This is a genomic window from Pseudomonas sp. DW-iso3, from assembly GCF_058725305.1.
Window position 1 is genome coordinate 382,240 of sequence record NZ_JBZXDZ010000001.1, and the last position, 23,707, is coordinate 405,946.

A 23,707-nucleotide genomic window follows, 5' to 3' on the forward strand; every position below is an offset into this window, starting at 1 on the left:
TGAGCCTCTGGAACGGCACTGACCAACGAATTATCCTAAGACACTCTTTAGCAGGACTAAACGCTATGACCCGGCCCCTCCATGGCCAGACTTATGTCTGGTTGCACGTTTTTTCCTGTGCTGCGCGGCATTTGTCGTTCACCCGCTGTGCCGAGGAACTGCACATCACACCGGGTGCGGTGAGCCAGCAGATTCGCCAGTTGGAGGAGCGATTGGGTTTCCGCTTGTTTCATCGGCGCGCGCGTGGGGTGGAGCTGAGTGCCGAGGGGCAGCGGTTGGCGGCCACGGTGGGCGAGGCCTACGGCAGCATCGACGCGGAGTTGCAGCGCCTGGATGCAGGGATGATCAGCGGCACCTTGCGCCTGCGCTCGATCCCGTCGTTTCTCGGTAAGTGGCTGACCCCGCGCCTGCCGCGTTTGCAGCAGCGCTTTCCGGATATCCAGCTGCGCATGGTCGCTGAAGACAGCAGCATCGCCCTGCATGAGGGCGACTTCGACCTGGCCATCGACTTGAACGACGGCAGCTACCCTGGCTTGTTATCCACAGCCCTGTTGGACGAGCAGATTTTCCCCGTCTGTGCCCCGAGCCTGCTGCGCGGCAGACCGCCGCTGCATGGTCCCGCCGACCTGGTGCATTTTCCGTTGCTGCACGACATCACCGCCTGGCGTGGGAGTTATGAGTACGCCGAATGGGAGTTTTACCTGAATGCTATCGGCTATCACCACGCCGACGTGCGACGCGGTCACACCTTCAACCGCAACCACCTGACCATCGAAGCCGCCATCGCCGGTATGGGCGTGGCCATTGCGCGACGCACCTTGCTCAACGATGAGCTGGAGCGTGGCACCTTGATCGTACCCTTCGGGCTTGCCGTGCCTAACTACAAGCGTTACGTGTTGCTGTATGCGCCAGGCGCACTGAGCCATCCGGGCGTACGCGCGGTGCATGATTGGCTGGTTGAAGAAGCGGGGATTTTCCGGGGATTGCACCCGTTGGGAGAGGGGCAATTATGAGGTTCGCAGGGCGTAAGAAGATGTAACTAACTCCCCACCCTAACAGTGTTTTTGCTCGTAGTCAGACTTAATTTGTAATGTGGGATTTATCTTTGCAAAGGGGTTGAATTGTTCTGCTGACTGCTCAATTGTGTAGTTAAGAGGTCATGGTTTCACCGACCCGGTGTTGCAGTTGTGACCTCTCGCGAGCTAGCTGAAATAAGGGAAGAACTATGCAAATCCAAGTCAATAGCGATAACCATATTGAAAGCAGCATCCGACTGGAGGAGTGGGTACGTACTACCATTGAGAGCACGCTCGAACGTTACGAAGAAGACCTGACCCGAGTGGAGGTCTACCTGCGGGATGAGAACGGCGATAAGCCCGGTCCCCACGATTTAAGTTGCCGCCTGGAAGCGCGGCCAAAAGGCCATCAACCGCTGTCCGTGCTGCACAAAGCCGATACCCTGGAACAGGCGATCGACGGTGCGGCCACCAAGCTGGAACATGCGTTGGAACATCTGTTTGGTAAACTGCAAGGCAAGCCACGCGCTGCCGGGAAAAACCAGCCGACCACCAAAGTCAACGAAGACGAGCTTGAGCAGGAGTTTCTCGAAAAAGAACGCGCTGTGTTCAACGGCTGATAGATTTATCACGCTCCACTAAAAACGGGCCTGCATATGCAGGCCCGTTTTCGTTTGGGCGGCGTTAGAACGCGATAGAGGTCTGCACGTAGACCGTGCGTGGTTCGCCTACGTATTTGCCCTTGTTGTTATCGTCGAACGAGCGGGTGAAGTACTGGGTGTTGAAGATGTTTTTCACACCCACTGCCACATTCAGGTCCGACAGCTGCGGGCCGAAGTCATAGGCCGCACGGCTGCTGAACAGCATGTAGCCAGGGATGCGTCCGTTGGCGCCGTTGGCGGTTTCCTTCTCGGTGTTGGCGTTGTCGGCGAACTGGCTGCTCTGGTAGCTGCTGTCCAGGTTGAGCTTCCAGCGGCCTTCGGTGTAGCCCACGCCGAGGGTGCCTTTGTGCTTGGAGGAGAAGGGCACGCGGTTGCCTTTGTTCGGGCCGTCTTCGCGAATGGTGGCGTCGACGTAGGCGTAGGTGGCATACACATCGAACCCCGCCAGCGCCGGGCTCAAACCATCAAGCGCGTAATTGATGCTGGTCTCGATCCCCTGGTGACGGGTTTCGCCGCGGGCAATTACCGAGTCATTGGTCTGGTTGCTTTCGTATTGGTTGTCGAAGTTGATCAGGAACGCGCCGATTTCCGCACGCAAGGTGCCGTCGTCGTAGCGGGTACCCAATTCCCAGGTACGGGCTTTTTCCGGTTTCACTTCGCCGCTGGTCACGCGGTTCGGCATCTGGCTGTACTGCACGCTGCCGAACGAACCTTCGGTGTTGGCGTAGAGGTTCCAGTTGTCGGTGAGGTGGTAGAGCACATTCAGCGCCGGCAGCGCGGTGTTGTAGTCGCCCTTGTATTTGACGTTGGTCAGGTTGTTCGTCTGCTGCGACTCGATAATCTCGTAGCGAATGCCCGGGGTGATGGTCCACTTGCCGATATCGATCCGGTCATCGACGAAGAAGGCATTGGCCTCGGTGCCGCCACGGGTGTCGCGGTCGTTGCGGCTGTTGGTAGTGGGGATCTGCTGGTTGGCGGCAATCGGCGTGCGGTAACGCAGCTCGTGGCCGGCCTCGTTGATGTATCGGTAGCCGACGCCCACTTCGTGGCTGGTCGGGCCCAGGTCAAAGCCTTGGGCGAAGCGGGTCTCGATGCCACGCACCCAGTATTCACGCGGGGACAACGAGAGGAACGTGCCCTGGTCCAGGTAACCGCTGCGCAAGGTCTTGGTGAAGAAACTGTTCACAGTGAATTCACGGCGGTCCTGCTCATAGCGATAGCCGACGTTGAACATCGTACGGCGGCCCCAGAATTTGTCGTAGGGGCGGGTGGACTGGTAGGGGTCCGCCTTGTAGTCCGCGACGTTCAAGCCACCCGGCATATCGGCCTGGCCTTCGTAGTACTGCGCCATGGCGTTAAAGCTGTTGGCGTCATCCAGTTGGTATTTGCCCTTGAGGATCAGGTCGTCGATGCGCGTGTTGCTGTTCTCGCGCCAGTCACCACCACGGGTTCCGGAGTACAGAATCGCGCCACCCAAACCATTGTCGGCGGTGCCGCCGGCCAGCAGGTTGCCGGTGGTCTTGAAGCCGTCGTGGCTGGAGGACGGGCTGGTTTCGGTCTGCAAGCCGCCTTTGACCGTGGGGGCATCCGGGATCGCACGGGTCACGAAGTTGACCACACCACCGACGTTCTGCGGGCCGTAGCGCACCGCACCGCCGCCGCGCACCACGTCGACCGCGTCCATATTGCCCATGCTGATCGGCGCAAAGGAAAGCTGCGGCTGGCCGTAGGGCGCGAACGGCACCGGAATGCCATCCATCAGCACCGTGGAGCGCGATGCCAGGCGCGGGTTGAGGCCACGAATGCCGAAGTTCAATGCCATGTCGTGGCTGCCGGTGCCGTTGTTGTCCGGGGCATTTACGCCGGGAATGCGGTTGAGCACGTCCTTGGCTTGGGTCGCGCCCTGGCGTTCAAACTCTTCACGGCGGATCACATCGCGGGCGCCGGGGTGTTCGAACACATGGGTTTGCGCCGCGTCGCCCAGCCAGTCGCCGACGACGCTGGACGTGCCCAATTCGATACTGGCCGGTGCCGTGGCCGGTTGCAGGCTGTAGGCATTGTCGCCTTCGGCGCGGGCTAGCAGGCCGGTGCCTTCCAGCAGCTTTTGCAGGCCGTCCGCGGCGCCGTAATTACCGGACAAACCGCGGCTCTGCATGCCCGCCGTGACTTCTGAACCGAACGAAATCAGCACGCCCGCTTCGCGCCCAAACTGGTTCAGCGCAGCTTCCAGCGACGTCGGGGCGATGTGATACGGCTTGGCATCGGCCGCCATCACAGGGGGAAGTGCCATGAGACTCAAGCTGGCGCCGAGTAGGAGTTGGCGCAGAGTGCGGGCAAGAAGCGTCGGTTGCTGGGGCATGAAGAGCGGTCCTGAGAAGGAAGGATCAAGGTGGCTTTCCTTCTCTGTCACGCGAGGGGTGGAAAACGGCTCAGTGTTTTTGAAATAAATTTCAGGCGCGTGCCTGCACCGTCACCCAATACCGCGTAAAGCGCCGCACTTTCACGGGCAGGCTGACTTCCAGCAGGTCGAGAATGCGTTCGCTGTCGTCCAGGGGGTAGCTGCCGGAGATCAACAAGTTGGCCACCTGCGGATCGCAATTGACCTGGCCACGACGATAACGGCCCAGTTCGCCAAGGAAATCTTCCAGGCGCATGTGCGCGGCGACCAGCATGCCGTCGGCCCAGGCGCCGCTGTTGGCGTCGGTGGGGCACGGAGTGTCCCAGCCTTTGCGCGTAAAATTGACTTGGCGCGTGGCGTCGACCGCCAGCGGCAGGCCGCTGTACGTAGTGGGCATCACCTCGACGCGACCGTCCAAGACCGCCAGTTGGGTATGGTCGTTGAACTGGCGCACGTTCATGTGTGCCGCCTGGCTGGTGAGCAACCCCTGGCCGGTCAGCACCTGCAGCGGCGTACCGGCTGCGTGGCCGGTGAGCAGTATCTCGCCTTCAAGCAGGCGGATCAGCCGTTGTCGGCCATCGAAATGCACATCCACCGCGCTGCCGGTATTGAGCTGCAACTGGCTGCCGTCGGCCAATTGCACCTTGCGTCGCTGGCCAACGGGGCTGCGGTAGTCGGCGGTCAGTGGCGGCAGGATATGTTGCTGGCGAAGGCTCCAGGCGGCAGCGGAACCGGCGCCGAGTATCAACAGCAGTTTCAACGCCTGGCGACGGCTGGTGGAGGTTGGTGCATTCAACGCCGCATGGGCCAGTGGCGAGGGCATGCCGCGCAGGCGCTGGTTGACGCGTTGCATGTGGTCCCAGGCGCGCTGGTGTTCGCTGTGGGCGTTCAACCATTGCTGCCAGGCGGCTTGCTGGCGTGGGTTTAGCGCGCCGTGCTGCATTTCCACCAGCCAATGCACGGCTTGTTCGGCGACTTGAGTGGAGAAGTTCATAGGGCGAAGTAGCAGCGCATGGCCGCTTTGCTCAGGTGGCGTTTGACGGTGGCAATGGAAATACCCAGTTCAGCGCCGATTTGCGCGTAGGTCAGGCCATCGCATTGGGCCAGCAGGAACGCACGCTTGACCTGGACGGGCAGGCCATCGAGCAGTTGGTCCAGTTCGACCAGGGTTTGCAGGATGATTGCGCGTTCTTCTTCCGACGGTGCCACGTGCTCGGGCATCTGCGCCAAGGCGTCGAGGTAGGCGCGCTCAAGGTCCTGGCGGCGGTAGAAGTTGAACAGCACGCGCTTGGCGACCGTGGTGAGGAACGCACGGGGCTCGATCAGCGTGGGTGCTTCCCGCGCAGTGAGCACGCGCATGAAGGTGTCCTGGGCCAGGTCGGCGGCGCTTTCCGGGCAGCCGAGCTTGCGTCGCAACCAGCCGGTGAGCCAGTGGTGATGGTCGTTGTACAACACTTCGACGGTATTGGGCGGGCTCAACGCGGACACTCCACAAGCATCGCCATGCTTTAGAGAACAAGAATTGTTCGCATTGTAGGGGCGGAGACTGGCTTCGGCAATCCGTCGGGACAGGTCTTTCATCCGTTCTGTTTTGCTTATGAGAATATTTATCATTAATATTGCGACCTGATGAACCTGGCGCCTCCCGCATGAAAAGCAAAACCTCGCTGCCCGTCTCCTATCGTCTCGCCGTCACCTCGCGCGTGCTGGCTGCCGTGGTGGGCGGTTATCTGATGGCCTCCCTGGCCAGTATCTGCCTGGCGCTGTGGATACCCACTTCCCGCGCTGATGCCGTGATCACCGGGATGATGAGTTCGTTCGTGTTCTACCTGCTCGCCGTGCTCTGGTGTTTCGCCTGCCGCAGCGCCGCGCGCGCCTGGTTTGGCGTGATGTTACCGAGCGCGGCATTTGCCACCCTGGCAGGTGTGGGCTTCTGGATGGCGCGCACATGAAAGAGGGTTTCCGCCAGGCCATGGCCTGGTTGCACACTTGGGCGGGCCTGATCTTTGGCTGGCTGCTGTTTGCGATTTTCCTGACAGGCACCTTGGCGTATTTCAAGGATGAGATCAGCCATTGGATGCAGCCTGAAGTGCAGGCCCGTGCCCTGGACGATGCACGCAGCCTGACGGCCGCCCAGACCTATTTGCAGCAGGTCGCGCCGACCGCTGCGCGTTGGTTCATCACCCTGCCGGACAGCCGCGACCCCGGCCTGTCGGTGATGTGGCAAGACAAGGTCGACCCTGGCAAACGCGGCAACTTCATCCAGAAAACCCTCGACCCTGTCACGGGCCAGGCCGTGGAAGCCCGTGAAAGCATGGGCGGCGAATTCTTCTATCGGTTCCACTTCCAGTTGCAAATGCCCCATCCCTGGGGCCGCTGGCTCTCGACCCTCGCCGCGATGGTGATGTTCGTCGCCTTGATCACCGGCATCATCACCCACAAGAAAATCTTCAAGGACTTCTTCACCTTCCGCCCCCGCAAGGGCCAGCGTTCCTGGCTCGACGGGCATAACGCGGTGGGGGTGCTGGTATTGCCCTTCCACCTGATGATTACCTACAGCAGTCTGGTGATCTTCATGAGCATGGTGATGCCGGCCCCGATCATTGCTTCCTATGGCAATGACACCCGGGCCTTTTTCAGCGAAGTGTTTCCGAATACCAACAACGCGCCAGCACTGGGCCAGCCAGGCACATTGCTGCCGCTGACGCCGATGTACGAGCAAGCACGGGCGCAATGGGACGGTGGCCACGTGGGGCGCGTCGCCGTGAACAACCCCAGTGATGTGAACGCCTCGGTCAATGTGTTCCGTGCGGGTTCCGACAGCGTGGTGCATGACTTCGGCAGCACCGTGTCCTTCAACGGCACCACCGGCGAGCTGTTGCGGGTCAGTGGCGGGCAGTCGCTTCCTGCTGCCATCGGCGGCACGTTCTATGGCCTGCACATGGGGCATTTCGCCGGGCCGGTGCTGCGCTGGTTGTACTTTATCTGCGGCCTGGCGGGCACGGCGATGATCGGCACCGGTCTGGTGATCTGGCTCGGCAAGCGCCGGCTCAAACATGCCAAAGCGGCCGCAATGCCTTTTGAATTACGCTTGGTGGAAGTCCTGAACATCGCCAGCATGTCCGGGTTGATGATCGCCATCGCGGCGTTTTTCTGGGCTAACCGGTTGTTGCCGGTCAGTTTCGCCGAGCGTTCCGACTGGGAAGTGCAGACCTTCTTCATCGCCTGGGGCCTGAGCCTGTTGCATGCGGTTCTGCGCCGAGGCCGTCAGGGCTGGGTCGAGCAACTGAGCATTGGCGCGCTGCTGTTTAGTGCCATTCCATTGCTCAACGCCTTGACGACGTCGCACCACCTCGGTGTTTCGTTGAGAACCGGCGACTGGGCCATGGCGGGTTTCGACCTGACGTGTCTGGCCAGCGGTGTGTTCCTCGCGTGGGCCGCCTGGAAGATGCAGCATCGCACCGCGCCTGCGACCAAGGCTGCGCGCGCACGCCCATTGGCGCTGAAGCAGGAGGCCAACTAAATGCTCCTCGCACTGCTGATGTGCTATGCCGGATTCACCGCACTCTGCCTGTCCACCGACCGTCACCACGGCGAGTTACTGCACCGCAAACTCTCGCCCCGTCGACGCCTGGGCTTGCGTGTGACCGGTTGGATGCTGCTGGTGGTGTCGATCTGGCCGGCGGTGGACGTCGCCGGATGGGGCCAGGGCCTGGTGGAGTGGTGCGCCGTGCTGATGCTCAGCGCATTGCTGCTGGTGCTGTTGTTGCCGTATCGGCCACGGCTGGCCTTGATCCTGGCGGGCGTCGGCCTGCTCGCCAGCCCTGTTGCAGCCTTCGCCACCCTCTGAGCCCGCCCATGATGATCAGCACGCCACCCGAATCCCAGGACAGCCAGCACGCTGACGCGGCAGGCGGGCGTGCGCATTTTCTGCAGGTGTTTTTGTCCCAGCGTTCGCAGATGGAGGCCTTGGTGAGTCGCCGTGTCGGCTGCCGCGCCACGGCGGCCGACCTGGTGCAGGATCTGTTCCTGCGTTTCTGGCGCCGGCCTTTGGTACAGGTCGAGGAACTCAGCACTTACCTGCTGCGCTGCGCCGGCAACATCGCCATCGATCACCTGCGCAGCGAAGGCGCGCGGGCGCGCAGCAGTGAAGGCTGGTTGCCCGAACAGCAAGACAACCAAGGTTCGGAACCCCAGGCGGCACTGGAAGCCGGCAATGATCTGCGTCACGTCGAAGCGGCCTTGCGCAGCCTGCCCGAGCGCACGCGGCAGATTTTCCTGCTCAACCGCATCCATGGCCGCAAGTACGCGCAAATCGCCAAGGCGATGGGCCTGTCCCAAAGCGCCGTGGAAAAACATATGATGCGTGCCCTCGAAGCCTGCAAAGCCAGCCTTCGCGAACCCTCATCCCCACGCACGCCAGGGAAAGCACCGTGAACGTCACCCCTACGCCCGCCCAGGAACAAGCAGCACTGGCCTGGCTGAGTCTGCTGCATGACCAGCCCAGCGGTGGTGACCAGGCCACGTTCAGCCAGTGGCTGCGGGCTGACCCGGCGCACGTCGAGGCCTATGCCCAGGCCCAGGTGCTGTGGGAGTTGAGCGAAGTGCCAGCGCGCAAGCTCGCGGACGAAGAGGCGTTGGTGTTGCAGGGTTATCTCAACGCGATGAACCCTTCGAAGCGCTCGCGGGTGGCGCGTTGGTCTGGCGCGTTGGCGATGGCCGCCTGTCTGCTGTTGATGGTGTCCATGGGCGTCGGATGGCAGCCGTCACGCTGGGTTGATGATTTCGGCGCCGACTACGTGACGGCGCCGGGCGAAGTCAAAACCGTCACGCTGGCCGACCAATCCCAAGTGACCCTTGATGCCGACAGCGCCATCGCCGTGGACTTCACCCAGGGCGAACGGCATATCCAGTTGCGCCGCGGGGCCGGCTTTTTCAGCGTGACTCACACCGGGCAATCTTTTGTGGTGGAGGCGGGCAGTGGTGAAGCGCGGGTGCTGGGTACACAATTTGAAGTGCGCCTGCAGCCGGCAGGCGCTGAGGTGACGGTGTTGTCCGGGCGGGTTGGCGTGACGCCGTCCAAGCAGGGTCAACAGCAAATTCTTACGGCAGGGCAGCAGGTGGCCTACGCCGAGGGCGTCGCCGACGCCCTGCACGCGGTCGACAGCGAATCACGCCTGGCCTGGCGCGACGGTTGGCTCAACTATTACAAAGCGCCGTTGTCGGACGTGGTCAAGGACCTGGAGCGTTATTACCCAGGTCGCATTCTGTTGCTCAACAAAGAGATGGGTGCCAAGCGCGTCAGCGGCAGTTTCCCGAGCAAGGACCCGCAGGCCGTGTTGAATGCGTTGCAAGCCGTGCTTGGCTTCGAACAGCACACATTATTGGGACGGATGATCGTGGTGCGCTGATTATTTCAGCGCCGCCATGATTTTTTCCGGTGCGTAATCGCGAATCAGCGTGCCGTTCACGTCCACGAACGGAATTCCGCCCCCACCCAACGCCTCATACGCCTTGCGCGCCTGGGCATCTTTCTCGATATCGAACGCCTGGTAGGGAATGCCCTTCTGGTCCAGAAAGCGGCGGATCTGCTTGCAGTACCCGCACCACTCGGTGGAATAGAGCACCACACGCGCCGAAGTGCGCACGTGCTCCGGCGCCACCTGCGACGGGTTGAACACCCGCTCGATCTTGCCCCAGTTCTGGATCACTACCACCACCAGCAACACCAGCAGGACTTTCTTGAAAACCCCGCCAAGCATCAGTTACGGCGCTTGAGCTGATCAGTCAGTTGAGTCGGCAGGCCCTTGATGATCAAGGTGCCGGCGGCTTCGTCGTATTCGATCTTGTCGCCCAGCAGATGGGCTTCAAAGCTGATGGACAAACCCTCGGCGCGGCCGGTGAAACGGCGGAACTGGTTGAGCGTGCGCTTATCCGCCGGGATCTCCGGCGACAGGCCGTAGTCCTTGTTGCGGATATGGTCATAGAACGCCTTAGGCCGATCTTCATCGATCAACCCCGACAGTTCCTCCAGGCCCATCGGCTCGCCGAGCTTGGCCTGGCTGCTGGCGTAGTCCACCAAGGTCTTGGTTTTCTCGCGAGCGGACTCGTCCGGCAAATCTTCGCTTTCGACGAAGTCGCTGAACGCCTTGAGCAGGGTACGGGTCTCGCCCGGACCGTCGACGCCTTCCTGGCAGCCGATGAAGTCGCGGAAATACTCCGAGACCTTCTTGCCGTTCTTGCCCTTGATAAAGGAAATGTACTGCTTGGACTGCTTGTTGTTCTGCCACTCGGACACGTTGATGCGTGCCGCCAGGTGCAGCTGGCCGAGGTCCAGGTGGCGCGACGGGGTCACGTCCAGCTCGTCGGTCACCGCCACGCCTTCGCTGTGGTGCAGCAGGGCGATGGCCAGGTAGTCGGTCATGCCTTGCTGGTAGTGGGCAAACAACACATGGCCGCCGGTGGAGAGGTTGGACTCTTCCATCAGTTTTTGCAGGTGCTCGACCGCCGTGCGACTGAAGGTGGTGAAATCCTGGCCACCGTCGAAATACTCCTTCAACCAGCCGCTGAACGGGTGCGCGCCGGACTCGGCGTGGAAGAAACCCCAGGCCTTGCCTTGTTTGGCGTTGTAGCTCTCGTTGAGGTCGGCAAGCATGTTCTCGATGGCGGCCGACTCGGCAAGCTCGGAGTCGCGGGCGTGGAGAACTGCGGGTGTGCCGTCGGGTTTTTTGTCGATCAGGTGGACGATGCAATGACGGATCGGCATAGGCTTCTCGGCTGGTTGAAGGGGAGCAGTTGGCCTCCCCGAAAAGTCGCCCAGTGTACCGCACCCATTGGCCAAGACACGCTTCGAAGGCGGTTTTGGGCACCCTCCGACGGTCTATATGCCTTTTTTTCACGGTTTAGAGCGATAAAGCTGACCAAATGGGTAGGTAGAAGCGGATATTTCCCCGTCTCTGTGCTAGTTTTGCCCCGTCTTACGCCAAGTCTCGGCGATAAGCGTGCATTCAGCATCTGTCAGGTCGAACCAATCCCCGTTTCAAGCATCTATAACCCCGATCTCCGTGGTTATAGCCGGGGGTGCCAGGCCATGACGGTCAGGCTCGACGGCTGACACTGCACTCTGCAATCCATATGAATTTGATAGGGAAGGAACACCACAATGGCTTTGACTAAAGACCAACTGATCGCTGATATCGCTGAAGCTATCGACGCGCCGAAAACCACCGCGCGCGCAGCTCTGGACCAACTGGGCCAGATCGTTGCCGATCAGCTGGAAAACGGCGGCGAAATCACTCTGCCAGGTATCGGCAAGCTGAAAGTGACCGAGCGTCCTGCCCGTACTGGCCGTAACCCTTCGACTGGCGCTGCCATCGAAATCGCTGCCAAGAAAGTTATCAAGCTGGTTGTGGCCAAAGGCCTGACCGACGCTGTTAACAAGTAAGATGCGGTAAAAAAACCGTGCACCGGAGTGATCCGGGCACGGTTTTTTGTTGCCTGCGATTTGTGCTTAACGCACCCAGCGCTGACGCCAGATCTGCTGTTCGTTCTTGGTCTGGAAGGTCCATGCCACGAAACGGCTCTGCTTCTGGCCCTGGGACATTTCCACTACCTGGCTTTCCAGAACACCGGCTTTTTTCAGGGCTGTCTCGATCGCGGGCAAGTTCGACGCTTTTGACACAAGGGTGCTGAACCACAGCACTTTATGAGCAAAGTGTGCGCTCTCGGCAATGAGTTGGGTCACAAAGCGCGCTTCACCGCCTTCACACCACAGCTCGGCCGATTGGCCACCAAAGTTCAGCACCGGCAACTTGCGCTTGGGATCCGCCTTGCCCAAGGCGCGCCACTTGCGTTCGCTGCCCTTGGTCGCTTCATCCATCGACGCGTGGAAGGGCGGGTTGCACATGGTCAGGTCAAAGCGCTCGCCCGGCTCCAGCAAGCCCAGCAGGATCTGTTTGGGATTGGTTTGCTGGCGCAATTGAATGACCTTGCTCAGGTCGTTGGACTGCACGATGGCCCTGGCTGCGGCGACGGCGATAGGGTCGACTTCCGAACCGAGGAAATTCCAACGGTATTCCATGTAGCCAATCAGCGGGTAGACGCAGTTGGCGCCCATGCCGATGTCCAGCACCTTGACGATAGAGCCGCGCGGGATCTTGCCGTCGTTGGTACTGGCCAGCAGGTCGGCGAGGAAGTGCACGTAGTCTGCACGCCCCGGTACCGGCGGGCACAGGTAGTCGGCCGGGATGTCCCAGTGCTGGATGCCATAGAACGCTTTCAGCAGCGCTCGGTTGAACACACGCACTGCATCCGGGCTGGCAAAGTCGATACTTTCCTTGCCGTATGGGTTGATGATCACGAATTGCGCCAGTTCCGGCGTGGTCTTGATCAGCGCCGGGAAGTCGTAACGGCCTGTGTGGCGGTTGCGCGGATGCAGGGTGGCCTCCTTGCGCGGCACAACGGGCTTGGTCGTGGCTGCGGTTTTAGGCTTCTTGCGCGGAGGTTTTGGCGTGCTGGGGGCGGTCATGATGATTCTGGTGTTGGCTCAAAGTGGTGGGCATTGTCACACATCTTGAGCGCAACTCGGTCAAATGTGGGCGCAGGCTTGCTCGCGAAGGCGGTATATCGGATACACATTCAGTGACTGACCCAGCGCTTTCGCGAGCAAGCCCGCTCCCACATTGACCGCGTTGCCAGCAGGAGATCGGAAATGTCCAGGCAAAAAAAAGAGACCCGAAGGTCTCTTTTTTCACACGGCTCACACCTTACAGGCTGGAGATCCGCGCATGTTGCTCCGCCAGCTTGCCCAGGGCCTGTTCAGCCTCGGCCAGCTTGGCGCGTTCTTTCTCGATCACTTCAGCCGGGGCCTTGTCGACGAAGGCCGCGTTGGACAGCTTGCCGCCCACTCGTTGCACTTCGCCTTGCAGACGGCCGATTTCCTTGTCGAGACGTGCCAGTTCGGCGCCCTTGTCGATCAGGCCCGCCATCGGCACCAACACTTCCATCTCGCCAACCAGCGCGGTGGCGGACAGCGGTGCTTCGGCGTCGGCCGCCAAGACGGTGATCGATTCCAGCTTCGCCAGCTTCTTGAGCAGTGGATCATTTTCGGTGAGGCGACGCTGATCTTCCGCACTGGCGTTCTTCACAAACACGGCCAATGGCTTGCCCGGCCCGATGTTCATTTCGGCGCGGATGTTACGCGTGCCCATCATCAGGGTCTTGAGCCATTCGATATCGCTTTCGGCCGCTTCATCGATGCGTGCTTCGTTGGCCACTGGCCAAGGTTGCAGCATGATGGTCTTGCCTTCGATACCGGCCAGCGGCGCCAGGCGCTGCCAGATTTCTTCGGTGATGAATGGCATGAACGGGTGGGCCAGGCGCAGCGCCACTTCCAGCACGCGCACCAGGGTGCGACGGGTGCCGCGCTGGCGCTCGACCGGCGCGTTTTCGTCCCACAGTACCGGCTTGGACAGTTCCAGGTACCAGTCGCAATACTGGTTCCAGATGAACTCGTACAAGGCCTGTGCGGCCAGGTCGAAACGGAACTGGTCGAGTTGGCGGGTCACTTCGGCTTCGGTGCGCTGCAGCTGCGAGATGATCCAGCGGTCGGCCAGGCTCAACTCATAGGCTTCGCCGTTCTGGCCGCAGTCTTCGCCTTTGTCCAATACGTAGCGCGCCGCGTTCCAGATCTTGTTGCAGAAGTTGCGATAGCCTTCGACGCGGCCCATGTCGAACTTGATGTCGCGACCGGTGGACGCCAGTGAGCAGAACGTGAAGCGCAGGGCGTCGGTGCCGTAGCTGGCGATGCCGTCGGCAAATTCGTCGCGGGTTTGCTTCTCGATCTTCTTCGCCAGTTTCGGCTGCATCAGGCCCGAGGTGCGTTTCTGCACCAGGGTTTCCAGGTCGATACCGTCGATGATGTCCAGCGGGTCCAGCACATTGCCCTTGGACTTGGACATCTTCTGGCCCTGGCCATCACGCACCAGGCCGTGCACGTACACGGTCTTGAACGGCACTTGCGGCGTGCCATCCTCGTTTTTCACCAGGTGCATGGTCAGCATGATCATCCGGGCAACCCAGAAGAAAATGATGTCGAAACCGGTGACCAGCACGTCAGTGGAGTGGAATTTCTTGAGGAATTCGGTCTGCTGCGGCCAGCCCAGGGTGGAGAAGGTCCACAGGCCCGAGCTGAACCATGTGTCCAGTACGTCGTTGTCCTGTTGCAGCGCAATGTCGGCACCGAGGTTGTGCTTGGCGCGCACTTCAGCTTCGTCACGGCCTACGTAGACCTTGCCCGACTCGTCGTACCAGGCCGGAATGCGGTGGCCCCACCACAGTTGACGGCTGATGCACCAATCCTGGATGTCACGCATCCACGAGAAGTACATGTTCTCGTACTGTTTCGGCACGAACTGGATGCGGCCATCTTCCACGGCGGCGATGGCAGGTTCTGCCAACGGCTTGGTGGAGACGTACCACTGGTCGGTCAGCCACGGCTCGATCACGGTGCCGGAGCGGTCGCCCTTCGGCACTTTCAGGGCGTGGTCGTCAACGCTGACCAGCAAACCGGCAGCGTCGAAGGCAGCGACGATCTGCTTGCGTGCTTCGAAACGGTCGAGGCCTGCGTATTCGGCCGGAATCTTGCCGTCGATGCTGTCGTTCAGCGTGCCGTCCAGGTTGAACACCTGGCAGGCCGGCAGTACGGCGGCGTTTTTGTCGAAGATATTCAGCAGCGGCAGGTTGTGGCGCTTGCCGACTTCGTAGTCGTTGAAATCGTGGGCCGGGGTGATTTTCACGCAGCCGGTGCCGAATTCAGGGTCGCAGTAGTCGTCTGCAATGATCGGGATGCGCCGGCCGACCAATGGCAGCTCGACGAACTTGCCGATCAGCGCCTGGTAGCGCTCGTCAGTCGGGTTAACTGCAACGGCGGCATCGCCGAGCATGGTTTCCGGACGGGTGGTGGCGACGATCAGGTAGTCGTTGCCTTCAGCGGTCTTGGCGCCGTCGGCCAGCGGGTACTTGAGGTTCCACAGGAAGCCTTTCTCATCGTGGTTTTCCACTTCGAGGTCGGAAATCGCCGTGTGCAGCTTGGTGTCCCAGTTGACCAGACGCTTGCCGCGGTAGATCAGTCCGTCTTCATGCAGACGCACGAAGGCTTCTTTCACGGCTTCCGACAGGCCGTCGTCCATGGTGAAGCGCTCGCGGCTCCAGTCCACGGACGAGCCCAGGCGACGAATCTGACGGCTGATATTGCCGCCGGATTGGTCCTTCCATTCCCAGATCTTTTCCAGGAATTTCTCGCGCCCCAAGTCGTGGCGACTCTGGCCGGTGGCTTCGAGTTGGCGTTCCACCAGCATCTGGGTGGCGATACCGGCGTGGTCGGTGCCCGGTTGCCACAGGGTGTTGCGGCCCTGCATACGGCGGAAACGTATCAACGCATCCATGATCGCATTGTTGAAGCCATGGCCCATGTGCAGGCTGCCAGTGACGTTCGGTGGCGGAATCATGATGGTGTAGGAATCGCCCGCGCCTTGCGGGGCGAAATAATTCTCGGACTCCCAGGTCTGGTACCAGGAAGTTTCAATAGCGTGCGGCTGGTAGGTCTTATCCATGCGCGGCGGGACCCTAGTTGGCATTAATTCAGGAAAGCCGACAAGTATAACGGGGGATAGGGCGCAGGGCGAGGTGAAGACAGGCTTGAGATGTACGCTGAGCAAATGTGGCAGCGGGCTTGCTGGCGAAAGCGGTGTGGCAGTCAGCTCAGGCGTTGACTGATCCAGCGCTTTCGCCAGCAAGCCCGCTCCCGCAGGGTGACGTGTAAGGCTTAAGACTGGTATTGGCTGAGCAACCGCTCCATGCGCGCATCCAGCCGGCGCTTGATCTCGGTTTCGATATGCGGGGCAAAGTCGTCGATCACGTCTTGCATGATCAGTTGCGCGGCAGCGCGCAGTTCGTTGTCCAGGTGCAGCAGCAGGGCATCTGGGCCTTTTTCAGCAGGCGCAGGTTCGACGGCGGGGGCCACGGCGACGGGCTCCGGCGCGACGGGTTTGCCGCCGACCATGTCGAACAACAGCGGAATCTGTACCTCGCCCTCGACCGGTTCGGTCAACAGCGGCGGTTGCAAGTCGTCATCACCCAGCAACTGACGGATCGACTCGAGGTCGTCCAGCAGGTGGTCATCTTTTTTTAGAGGGTTTGGAGTGTCCATCGTGTGCTCAAAGTCGTTGTAGCCGGTGATCCTGCAGAGGATAGCCCTGTTCGCGGTAGAAACGGAAACTCTCCCGCGCGGCCTGACGAATAGCCGGATCCTCAACCACCACTTCCGCCACACGGGCGAATGCCTTGGCGAACGGCGGTACTTTCAGGTCCAGGTTGACCAGCAGGTCCTGGTGGTCGCCGCAACTGTCTCCCAAACCCAGGACAACCAGGCCTTCAGGTTCAGATTCGGCGGGGCCGTGGGGCACGAAGCTTTCGCCCTTGAAACGCCAGAGGCGGGCATCCAGCTCATCGCGTTGGGCGGCATCGCTGCAATGCAGGTAGATGCGGTGGCCCATGCGCCAGGCTTTTTCGGTGAGTTTGCAGGCAAAGTCCAGGCGCGCGAGCGGGTCGGCGCTGGGCAATATATAGAAGTCGACTTGGGTCATTGCATTTCCTGGGCTTGCGCATCCCCCCGCAGGACCGGGCAAGCCGGCTCCTGCAGGGGGATTGCGTTTAGGCCTTGGCGCGGTCCAGCAGGTACTGGGTCAGCAGGGGAACCGGACGGCCGGTGGCGCCCTTGTCCTTGCCGCCGCTGGTCCAGGCCGTGCCCGCGATGTCCAGGTGGGCCCAGTTGAAGTTCTTGGCAAAGCGCGACAGGAAGCAAGCAGCAGTGATGGTGCCGGCTTTCGGGCCGCCGATGTTGGCGATGTCGGCGAACGGGCTGTCCAGTTGTTCCTGGTACTCATCGAACAGCGGCAATTGCCAGGCACGGTCGTCAGCGGCTTTACCGGCGCTGAGCAGTTGCTCGATCAGTTCGTCGCTGTTGCCCAACAGGCCCGAAGTGTGGGAACCCAGGGCGACGATGCAGGCACCGGTCAGGGTCGCGATGTCGATCACGGCCTGTGGCTTGAAGCGCTCGGCGTAGGTCAGCGCGTCGCACAGCACCAGGCGGCCTTCGGCGTCGGTGTTGAGGATTTCGACGGTCTGGCCGCTCAGGGTGGTGACGATGTCGCCCGGACGGGTCGCGCCGCCGCTCGGCATGTTCTCGGCGCAGGCCAGGATGCACACCAGGTTGATCGGCAGCTTGAGTTCCAGCACAGCACGCAGGGTGCCGAACACGCTGGCGGCGCCGCCCATGTCGTACTTCATCTCGTCCATGCCCAGGCCCGGCTTGAGGCTGATGCCGCCGGTGTCGAAGGTGATGCCTTTACCGACCAGTGCGTAAGGCTTCTCGGACTTCTTGCCGCCGTTGTATTGCATGACGATCAGGCGTGGCGGCTGGTCGCTGCCCTGGCCCACGGCATAGAACGAGCCCATGCCCAGTTCCTTGATCTTCTTCTCGTCCAGCACTTCGACTTTCAGGCCCTTGAACTCTTTGCCCAGCGCCTTGGCTTGTTCGCCGAGGAAGGTCGGGTGGCAAATGTTCGGCGGCAAGTTGCCCAGGTCGCGGGTGAACGACATGCCGTTGGCGATCGCTTGTGCGTGGGTCACGGCGCGCTCGACTTCAGCCTGGGCGGCCTTGATGGTCAGCAGGGTGATTTTTTTCAGCGCGCGGGGTTCGGCTTTGGTGCTCTTGAACTGGTCGAAGACATAACCGCCATCCACCAGGCTCTCGGCCAGCAGGCGAGTCTTGCCATAGCTGTCACGGCCTTTGACCACGACTTCGTCGAGCGCCAGCGCGGCGTCAGTGCCGCCCAGGCCCTTGAGGGTGGTGAGGATGCCGCTGATGATTTTGCGGAATGGACGGTCGCCCAGTTCAGCGTCCTTGCCCACGCCCACCAGCAATACGCGGTCGGCCTTGAGGTTAGGCAGGCTCTGCAGCAGCAGGCTCTGGCCGACTTTGCCGGCCAGGTCGCCGCGCTTGAGCACTGCGCTGATGGCGCCGCCGCTGAGTTCGTCGAGTTGCTTGGCGGCAACGCCGAGCTTGCGGCCTTCGCCGATGGCGACCACGAGGGTGGCGGTTTTCAACGTTTCGGGGCTAACGCTTTTTACAACCAATTCCATTTTCGGGTCCCTTATACAGGTCGGTTAGCCAGGAGTCTGTACTCCGGCTTTAATACCAGGCAGCTGTGTAAGCCGCCGGCAACAAAGGCCGCAGTTTGAACCTCGCCGGCGGAGCCTGACAACCCTTGTCACCCGCTTTGTGCATGCGCATGAGGTTGCGCAGTGACAGGCGCGGTCAATCACAGGATAATGCGCCATCTTTTTAGTCGGCCCCTGCAAATGGGCTGGCTCGGTATGCTTGCTTGTTTGGCCGCCTTAGCCTGACAACCCTGGAGTGTCTGGTTTGATCGTCTTCCGTTATCTGTCCCGCGAAGTCCTGTTGACCCTGAGTGCCGTGAGTGCGGTGTTGCTGGTCATCATCATGAGTGGTCGTTTCGTCAAATACCTGGCTCAAGCCGCCTCGGGCGCCCTGGATCCGGGCTCGCTGTTCCTGATCATGGGCTTTCGCCTGCCGGGCTTCCTGCAGCTGATCCTGCCGCTCGGCCTGTTCCTCGGGATCCTGCTGGCTTACGGCCGCCTGTACCTCGAAAGCGAAATGACCGTGCTTTCGGCCACCGGCATGAGCCAGCAGCGCCTGCTGGGCATGACCATGATCCCGGCCGCCGGCGTCGCGCTGATCGTGGCCTGGCTGAGCCTGAGCCTGGCCCCCCAGGGCGCCATGCAGTTCCAGCTGGTCCTGAACAAACAGGACGCGATGACCGAGTTCGACACCCTCGAACCGGGCCGCTTCCAGGCGCTCAATGACGGTTCGCGTGTGACCTACACCGAAACCATGACCGACGACCGCGCCAACCTGGGCGGTGTGTTCATCTCCGAGAAGCGTTTGGGCCAGGACAAGAAAGATCGTGGTATTTCCGTGCTGGTGGCCGATTCAGGTCGCCAGGAAGTGCGTCCTGACGGCAGTCGCTACCTGATCCTGGAAAATGGCTATCGCTACGATGGCAGTCCGGGCATGGCTGATTACCGTGCGATCAAGTACGACACCTATGGGGTGATGCTGGCTCGTCCGGATATCAGCGACGAAGTCACCGACCGCGACGCCATCCCGACCACCGAGCTGTTCGGTAGCAAGGAACTGCGCTCGATCGCCGAGTTGCAATGGCGGATTTCCTTGCCGTTGCTGGTGTTCATCGTGACCTTGATGGCGGTGCCGCTGTCCCGCGTCAACCCACGTCAGGGCCGCTTCCTCAAGCTGTTGCCGGCGATCCTGCTGTACATGGCTTACCTCACCATTCTGATTTCCGCCCGTGGCTCCCTGGAGAAAGGCAAGCTGTCGCCGACCCTGGGGCTGTGGTGGGTGCACGGGATCTTCCTGGTGATTGGCCTGGGCCTGCTGTATTGGGAACCGATCCGTTTGAAAATGAAGAGCCGTCGTGGCCAGAAGGAGTTGGCTCGTGGCTAAGCTCGATCGCTACATTGGTAGCAGCGTACTGATCGCCATCCTGGCGGTACTGGGCATCATCCTCGGGCTGGCATCGTTGTTCGCCTTCATCGATGAAGTCGGCAACGTCACCGACACCTACACCGTGTGGGACGTGCTGAGCTATGTGGGCCTCACCGCGCCGCGCCGTCTGTACGACATGATGCCGATGGCCGCGCTGATCGGCTGCCTGATCGGCCTGGGCAGCCTGGCCAGCAACAGCGAACTGACCATCATGCGCGCCGCCGGCGTGTCCATCGGTCGTATCGTATGGGCGGTCATGAAGCCCATGCTGCTGCTGATGGCGTGCAGCGTACTGATCGGCGAATACGTGGCCCCACCGGCGGAAACCACGGCCCAGGCCAATCGCGCCCTGGCCCAGGGGTCGGGCGATGCGCAAAGCGCCAAGCACGGCCTGTGGCACCGCCAGGGTGATGAATTCATCCATATCAACGCCGTGCAGCCGGGCGGCCTGTTGATTGGTGTGACCCGCTACACGTTCGACAAAGAACGTCATTTGCTGGAGTCCAGCTTCGCCAAACGTGCACAGTACAGCGGCGAAAAATGGCAACTCAGCGACGTTACCACCACCTACTTCCGTAATGTCGGCCAAGGCACCAAGGCCAGCACCGAAGTGATCAATGTGCCGAGCCAGGAGTGGGATATTGCCCTCAAGCCGGAATTGTTGAATACCGTGGTGATGATCCCTGAGAGCCTGCCGATCTCCGGGCTGTGGGGTTATATCCACTACCTGAAGGACCAGGGCCTGAACAACGGCCGTTATTGGCTGGCATTTTGGGTCAAGGTGTTGCAACCCGTGGTGACTGCCGCGTTGGTGCTGATGGCAATTTCCTTCATCTTTGGTCCGCTGCGTTCCGTAACGCTGGGGCAGCGCGTATTCACGGGTGTGCTGGTGGGCTTCACGTTCCGCATCGCCCAGGACCTGCTGGGCCCTTCGAGCCTGGTGTTCGGCTTCTCGCCGCTGTTTGCGGTGCTGGTGCCCACGGCGATCTGCGCCCTGGCCGGCTTCTGGCTGCTGCGCCGGGCCGGTTGATTCCGCGCTTATGAACAAAAAATGCCCCGGTCGGTAGATCGGGGCATTTTTGTTCTGGTCAGCAAAGATGACGTCTGGCCTGAGCATCAGGTACAATTCCCGGCTATTTTTCAGCGGGCAATCTGCCTGCAGCCTTTTTGAGTGTTGATCCGTGAGTGATTTGAGTCATATCCGCAATTTCTCCATCATCGCCCACATTGACCATGGCAAGTCGACGCTGGCCGATCGATTCATCCAGATGTGCGGCGGCCTTGCCGAGCGTGAAATGGAAGCCCAGGTCCTGGACTCCATGGACCTCGAGCGCGAGCGCGGGATCACCATCAAGGCCCACAGCGTTACGCTGTATTACAAAGCCAAAGACGGCATCACCTACCAGCTGAACTTCATTGACACCCCGGGCCACGTTGACTTCACCTACGAAGTCAGCCGGTCCCTGGCGGCCTGTGAAGGTGCCTTGCTGGTGGTCGACGCCGGCCAGGGCGTTGAAGCGCAGTCGGTTGCCAACTGCTACACCGCGATCGAGCAGGGCCTGGAAGTCATGCCCGTGCTGAACAAGATCGACCTGCCCCAGGCCGAGCCTGAGCGCGTCAAGGAAGAGATCGAGAAGATCATCGGCATCGACGCCACCGACGCCGTCACCTGCAGCGCCAAGACCGGCCTGGGTGTCGACGAAGTGCTCGAACGCCTGGTGCACACCATTCCAGCCCCGACCGGCAACTACGAAGATCCGCTGCAAGCGTTGATCATCGACTCCTGGTTCGACAACTACCTGGGCGTTGTGTCCCTGGTTCGCGTTCGTCACGGCCGCGTGAAGAAGGGCGACAAGATCCTGGTCAAGTCCACCGGCAAGATCCACCTGGTGGACAGCGTCGGTGTATTCAACCCCAAGCACACCGCGACCGTTGATCTGAAAGCCGGTGAAGTAGGCTTCATCATCGCCGGCATCAAGGACATTCACGGTGCACCGGTGGGTGACACCCTGACCCTGAGCTCCACGCCGGACGTCGACGTGCTGCCAGGCTTCAAGCGCATCCAGCCGCAGGTCTACGCCGGTCTGTTCCCGGTCAGCTCCGATGACTTCGAAGATTTCCGCGAAGCCCTGCAGAAGTTGACCCTCAACGACTCGTCGTTGCAGTACACCCCGGAAAGCTCCGACGCACTGGGCTTCGGCTTCCGCTGCGGCTTCCTGGGCATGCTGCACATGGAAATCATCCAGGAGCGCCTTGAGCGCGAATACGACCTGGACCTGATCACCACCGCGCCGACCGTTATTTTCGAGTTGTTGCTGAAAACCGGTGAAACGATTTACGTCGACAACCCGTCCAAGCTCCCGGATCTCTCGGCGATCGAAGACATGCGCGAGCCTATCGTGCGGGCCAATATCCTGGTGCCGCAGGAGCACCTGGGCAACGTCATTACGCTGTGTATCGAAAAGCGTGGCGTCCAGCGCGACATGCTGTTCCTCGGCACCCAGGTCCAAGTGACCTACGACATGCCGATGAACGAAGTGGTATTGGACTTCTTCGACCGCCTCAAATCCACCAGTCGCGGCTATGCTTCGCTGGATTACCATTTTGACCGTTACCAATCGGCTAATCTGGTGAAACTGGATGTATTGATCAACGGCGACAAGGTCGATGCCCTGGCACTGATCGTGCACAAGGACAACGCGCACTACAAAGGTCGCCAGTTGACCGAGAAGATGAAAGAGCTGATTCCGCGCCAGATGTTCGACGTCGCGATCCAGGCCGCCATTGGCGGGCAGATCATTGCGCGGACCTCCGTCAAGGCACTCAGAAAGAACGTACTGGCCAAATGCTACGGCGGTGACGTAAGCCGTAAGCGCAAGCTGCTTGAGAAGCAAAAGGCCGGTAAAAAACGCATGAAGCAAGTAGGTAACGTGGAAGTTCCACAAGAAGCCTTCCTTGCGGTGCTCAGGTTGGATAGTTAGGTCCTATGTCGCTAAATTTCCCGCTGTTGCTGGTCATCGCCGTTGCCGTTTGCGGCCTCCTGGCGTTGCTCGATCTGGTGTTCTTCGCCCCGCGTCGGCGGGCGGCTATCGCGTCCTATCAGGGCAGCGTCAGCCAGCCCGATGGCGTGGTGATCGAGAAGCTGAACAAAGAGCCCTTGCTGGTTGAATATGGCAAGTCGTTCTTCCCGGTGTTGTTCATCGTGCTGGTGCTGCGTTCGTTCCTGGTGGAACCGTTTCAGATTCCTTCGGGGTCGATGAAACCCACCCTGGACGTGGGCGACTTCATCCTGGTGAACAAGTTTTCCTACGGGATCCGCCTGCCGGTGATCGACAAGAAGGTCATCGAAATCGGTGACCCACAGCGTGGCGATGTGATGGTGTTCCGCTACCCGAGCGACCCGAACGTCAACTACATCAAGCGTGTGGTTGGCCTGCCGGGCGACGTGATCCGTTACACCAGCGACAAGCGCCTGTTCATCAACGGTGAGTCGGTGGCCGAGAAACTGGTCGGCTCCGAGCCGAACAGCCTGGGCAGCGCCGAGCTGTACCAGGAAAAACTCGGTGCGGTGGAGCATGAAATCCGTAAGGAAATGAGCCGCTACCGTGCCCAGCCAGACGGCCAGTGGAAAGTGCCGGCCGGGCACTACTTCATGATGGGCGACAACCGCGACAACTCCAATGACAGCCGGTACTGGGATGACCCCAACATTCCCAAGGACCTGCTGGGCATGGTTCCCGACCAGAATATCGTCGGCAAGGCCTTCGCGGTCTGGATGAGCTGGCCTGAACCCAAACTCAGCCACCTGCCGAACTTCTCGCGGGTCGGGCTGATCAAGTAATACAGGCGGCGCTGTGAACACAGCGCCGAATGCTTTTCTGGGGTGGGGACAAATCGGTCCTGCCTCATGCTGCACCAACCAGGATTTGAATTTGAACACTGCGTCAATCGTCGATGGCCGCCGGTGCCACCAAACAGATATGGG

22 protein-coding genes are annotated in these 23,707 nt (G+C 60.8%); 12 read left to right on the plus strand and 10 right to left on the minus strand.

Annotated elements, in window-relative coordinates:
• Positions 1–65: 65 nt before the first annotated feature.
• Together AC4PS7_RS01825 and AC4PS7_RS01830 are read left to right on the plus strand one after the other, a co-directional pair.
• Positions 66–1,013 carry a LysR substrate-binding domain-containing protein gene (locus tag AC4PS7_RS01825; protein WP_010212907.1) on the plus strand — a complete coding sequence of 316 codons (948 nt, stop codon included), beginning with the start codon at positions 66–68 and terminating at the stop codon, positions 1,011–1,013.
• A gap of 212 nt (positions 1,014–1,225) precedes the next feature.
• Positions 1,226–1,636, plus strand: a complete 411-nt coding sequence (locus AC4PS7_RS01830; RefSeq protein WP_010212906.1) for an HPF/RaiA family ribosome-associated protein — start codon at positions 1,226–1,228, stop codon at positions 1,634–1,636.
• A gap of 64 nt (positions 1,637–1,700) precedes the next feature.
• Here AC4PS7_RS01830 and fecA read toward each other — a convergent pair whose 3' ends face one another.
• From fecA to AC4PS7_RS01845, 3 genes are all read right to left on the minus strand, one after another.
• On the minus strand, positions 1,701–4,037 hold the full coding sequence (fecA, locus tag AC4PS7_RS01835) for a TonB-dependent Fe(3+) dicitrate receptor FecA (protein ID WP_154974616.1): 2,337 nt from the start codon (positions 4,035–4,037) through the stop codon (positions 1,701–1,703).
• Between the two features lie 91 nt (positions 4,038–4,128).
• The gene (locus tag AC4PS7_RS01840; protein WP_154974613.1) at positions 4,129–5,070 is read right to left on the minus strand and encodes a FecR domain-containing protein; all 942 of its coding nucleotides are present in this window, start codon (positions 5,068–5,070) and stop codon (positions 4,129–4,131) included.
• Entirely contained in the window at positions 5,067–5,555 is a 489-nt protein-coding gene (locus AC4PS7_RS01845; protein WP_010212902.1) for a sigma-70 family RNA polymerase sigma factor, read from the minus strand. The genes AC4PS7_RS01840 and AC4PS7_RS01845 overlap by 4 nt, the downstream gene beginning before the upstream one ends.
• Before the next feature lie 170 nt (positions 5,556–5,725).
• Between AC4PS7_RS01845 and AC4PS7_RS01850 the strand changes: the two genes are divergently transcribed.
• The 5 genes from AC4PS7_RS01850 to AC4PS7_RS01870 are packed head-to-tail and all read left to right on the plus strand — an operon-like array spanning position 5,726 to position 9,487.
• On the plus strand, positions 5,726–6,028 hold the full coding sequence (locus AC4PS7_RS01850; RefSeq protein WP_010212901.1) for a DUF3649 domain-containing protein: 303 nt from the start codon (positions 5,726–5,728) through the stop codon (positions 6,026–6,028).
• Positions 6,025–7,599 (plus strand): PepSY-associated TM helix domain-containing protein, encoded by a 1,575-nt coding sequence (locus AC4PS7_RS01855; protein WP_492179038.1) that lies wholly within the window; start codon positions 6,025–6,027, stop codon positions 7,597–7,599. The genes AC4PS7_RS01850 and AC4PS7_RS01855 overlap by 4 nt, the downstream gene beginning before the upstream one ends.
• Positions 7,600–7,926: a DUF3325 domain-containing protein gene (locus AC4PS7_RS01860; RefSeq protein WP_106118903.1), complete on the plus strand. Its 327-nt coding sequence runs from the start codon at positions 7,600–7,602 to the stop codon at positions 7,924–7,926.
• 8 nt (positions 7,927–7,934) lie between these two features.
• Positions 7,935–8,513, plus strand: coding sequence for an RNA polymerase sigma factor (locus tag AC4PS7_RS01865; RefSeq protein ID WP_010212898.1), 579 nt, complete (start codon positions 7,935–7,937; stop codon positions 8,511–8,513).
• Positions 8,510–9,487: a FecR family protein gene (locus tag AC4PS7_RS01870; RefSeq protein ID WP_042571698.1), complete on the plus strand. Its 978-nt coding sequence runs from the start codon at positions 8,510–8,512 to the stop codon at positions 9,485–9,487. The genes AC4PS7_RS01865 and AC4PS7_RS01870 overlap by 4 nt, the downstream gene beginning before the upstream one ends.
• Here AC4PS7_RS01870 and AC4PS7_RS01875 read toward each other — a convergent pair whose 3' ends face one another.
• On the minus strand, positions 9,488–9,838 hold the full coding sequence (locus tag AC4PS7_RS01875) for a glutaredoxin family protein (RefSeq protein WP_010212895.1): 351 nt from the start codon (positions 9,836–9,838) through the stop codon (positions 9,488–9,490). It abuts the gene before it with no gap.
• Positions 9,838–10,842, minus strand: coding sequence for a nucleoid-associated protein YejK (gene yejK, locus AC4PS7_RS01880; RefSeq protein WP_010212893.1), 1,005 nt, complete (start codon positions 10,840–10,842; stop codon positions 9,838–9,840). Before yejK ends, AC4PS7_RS01875 begins: the two co-directional genes overlap by 1 nt.
• A 396-nt stretch (positions 10,843–11,238) precedes the next feature.
• Between yejK and AC4PS7_RS01885 the strand changes: the two genes are divergently transcribed.
• The gene (locus AC4PS7_RS01885; RefSeq protein ID WP_005785131.1) at positions 11,239–11,520 is read left to right on the plus strand and encodes an HU family DNA-binding protein; all 282 of its coding nucleotides are present in this window, start codon (positions 11,239–11,241) and stop codon (positions 11,518–11,520) included.
• Positions 11,521–11,586: 66 nt separating this feature from the next.
• On the opposite strand, the gene rlmF is transcribed toward AC4PS7_RS01885, so the two are convergent.
• The 5 genes from rlmF to AC4PS7_RS01910 form a co-directional block, all read right to left on the minus strand.
• Positions 11,587–12,603, minus strand: a complete 1,017-nt coding sequence (gene rlmF / locus AC4PS7_RS01890) for a 23S rRNA (adenine(1618)-N(6))-methyltransferase RlmF (RefSeq protein WP_010212891.1) — start codon at positions 12,601–12,603, stop codon at positions 11,587–11,589.
• Positions 12,604–12,841: 238 nt separating this feature from the next.
• A complete protein-coding gene (locus AC4PS7_RS01895) occupies positions 12,842–15,688 on the minus strand; it encodes a valine--tRNA ligase (RefSeq protein WP_044286682.1) in 2,847 nt (948 codons plus the stop codon).
• A gap of 212 nt (positions 15,689–15,900) precedes the next feature.
• Complete coding sequence (locus AC4PS7_RS01900) at positions 15,901–16,284, minus strand: hypothetical protein (protein ID WP_010212888.1); 384 nt, start codon at positions 16,282–16,284, stop codon at positions 15,901–15,903.
• A gap of 7 nt (positions 16,285–16,291) precedes the next feature.
• A complete protein-coding gene (locus AC4PS7_RS01905; RefSeq protein ID WP_010212887.1) occupies positions 16,292–16,720 on the minus strand; it encodes a DNA polymerase III subunit chi in 429 nt (142 codons plus the stop codon).
• 67 nt (positions 16,721–16,787) lie between these two features.
• Complete coding sequence (locus AC4PS7_RS01910) at positions 16,788–18,278, minus strand: leucyl aminopeptidase (RefSeq protein WP_010212886.1); 1,491 nt, start codon at positions 18,276–18,278, stop codon at positions 16,788–16,790.
• 283 nt (positions 18,279–18,561) lie between these two features.
• Here AC4PS7_RS01910 and lptF point away from each other — a divergent pair, with 283 nt between their 5' ends.
• The 4 genes from lptF (at position 18,562) to lepB (ending at position 23,563) form a co-directional block, all read left to right on the plus strand.
• Entirely contained in the window at positions 18,562–19,680 is a 1,119-nt protein-coding gene (gene lptF / locus AC4PS7_RS01915) for an LPS export ABC transporter permease LptF (protein WP_042571699.1), read from the plus strand.
• Entirely contained in the window at positions 19,673–20,752 is a 1,080-nt protein-coding gene (gene lptG, locus AC4PS7_RS01920; RefSeq protein WP_010212884.1) for an LPS export ABC transporter permease LptG, read from the plus strand. The genes lptF and lptG overlap by 8 nt, the downstream gene beginning before the upstream one ends.
• A 151-nt stretch (positions 20,753–20,903) precedes the next feature.
• Complete coding sequence (gene lepA, locus AC4PS7_RS01925) at positions 20,904–22,703, plus strand: translation elongation factor 4 (protein WP_003188853.1); 1,800 nt, start codon at positions 20,904–20,906, stop codon at positions 22,701–22,703.
• 5 nt (positions 22,704–22,708) lie between these two features.
• Positions 22,709–23,563: a signal peptidase I gene (lepB, locus tag AC4PS7_RS01930; RefSeq protein ID WP_010212881.1), complete on the plus strand. Its 855-nt coding sequence runs from the start codon at positions 22,709–22,711 to the stop codon at positions 23,561–23,563.
• The last annotated feature ends 144 nt before the right edge of the window (positions 23,564–23,707 follow it).

Coding starts and splice junctions, on each gene's coding strand:
- AC4PS7_RS01895 (WP_044286682.1), bottom strand. CDS start 15,688: ATGGATAAGACCTACCAGCCGCACGCTATTGAAACTTCCTGGTACCAG.
- AC4PS7_RS01850 (WP_010212901.1), top strand. CDS start 5,726: ATGAAAAGCAAAACCTCGCTGCCCGTCTCCTATCGTCTCGCCGTCACC.
- AC4PS7_RS01825 (WP_010212907.1), top strand. CDS start 66: ATGACCCGGCCCCTCCATGGCCAGACTTATGTCTGGTTGCACGTTTTT.
- rlmF (WP_010212891.1), bottom strand. CDS start 12,603: ATGACCGCCCCCAGCACGCCAAAACCTCCGCGCAAGAAGCCTAAAACC.
- AC4PS7_RS01900 (WP_010212888.1), bottom strand. CDS start 16,284: ATGGACACTCCAAACCCTCTAAAAAAAGATGACCACCTGCTGGACGAC.
- AC4PS7_RS01830 (WP_010212906.1), top strand. CDS start 1,226: ATGCAAATCCAAGTCAATAGCGATAACCATATTGAAAGCAGCATCCGA.
- AC4PS7_RS01865 (WP_010212898.1), top strand. CDS start 7,935: ATGATGATCAGCACGCCACCCGAATCCCAGGACAGCCAGCACGCTGAC.
- AC4PS7_RS01840 (WP_154974613.1), bottom strand. CDS start 5,070: ATGAACTTCTCCACTCAAGTCGCCGAACAAGCCGTGCATTGGCTGGTG.
- AC4PS7_RS01860 (WP_106118903.1), top strand. CDS start 7,600: ATGCTCCTCGCACTGCTGATGTGCTATGCCGGATTCACCGCACTCTGC.
- AC4PS7_RS01855 (WP_492179038.1), top strand. CDS start 6,025: ATGAAAGAGGGTTTCCGCCAGGCCATGGCCTGGTTGCACACTTGGGCG.
- yejK (WP_010212893.1), bottom strand. CDS start 10,842: ATGCCGATCCGTCATTGCATCGTCCACCTGATCGACAAAAAACCCGAC.
- AC4PS7_RS01910 (WP_010212886.1), bottom strand. CDS start 18,278: ATGGAATTGGTTGTAAAAAGCGTTAGCCCCGAAACGTTGAAAACCGCC.
- AC4PS7_RS01875 (WP_010212895.1), bottom strand. CDS start 9,838: ATGCTTGGCGGGGTTTTCAAGAAAGTCCTGCTGGTGTTGCTGGTGGTG.
- fecA (WP_154974616.1), bottom strand. CDS start 4,037: ATGCCCCAGCAACCGACGCTTCTTGCCCGCACTCTGCGCCAACTCCTA.
- lepB (WP_010212881.1), top strand. CDS start 22,709: ATGTCGCTAAATTTCCCGCTGTTGCTGGTCATCGCCGTTGCCGTTTGC.
- AC4PS7_RS01885 (WP_005785131.1), top strand. CDS start 11,239: ATGGCTTTGACTAAAGACCAACTGATCGCTGATATCGCTGAAGCTATC.
- AC4PS7_RS01905 (WP_010212887.1), bottom strand. CDS start 16,720: ATGACCCAAGTCGACTTCTATATATTGCCCAGCGCCGACCCGCTCGCG.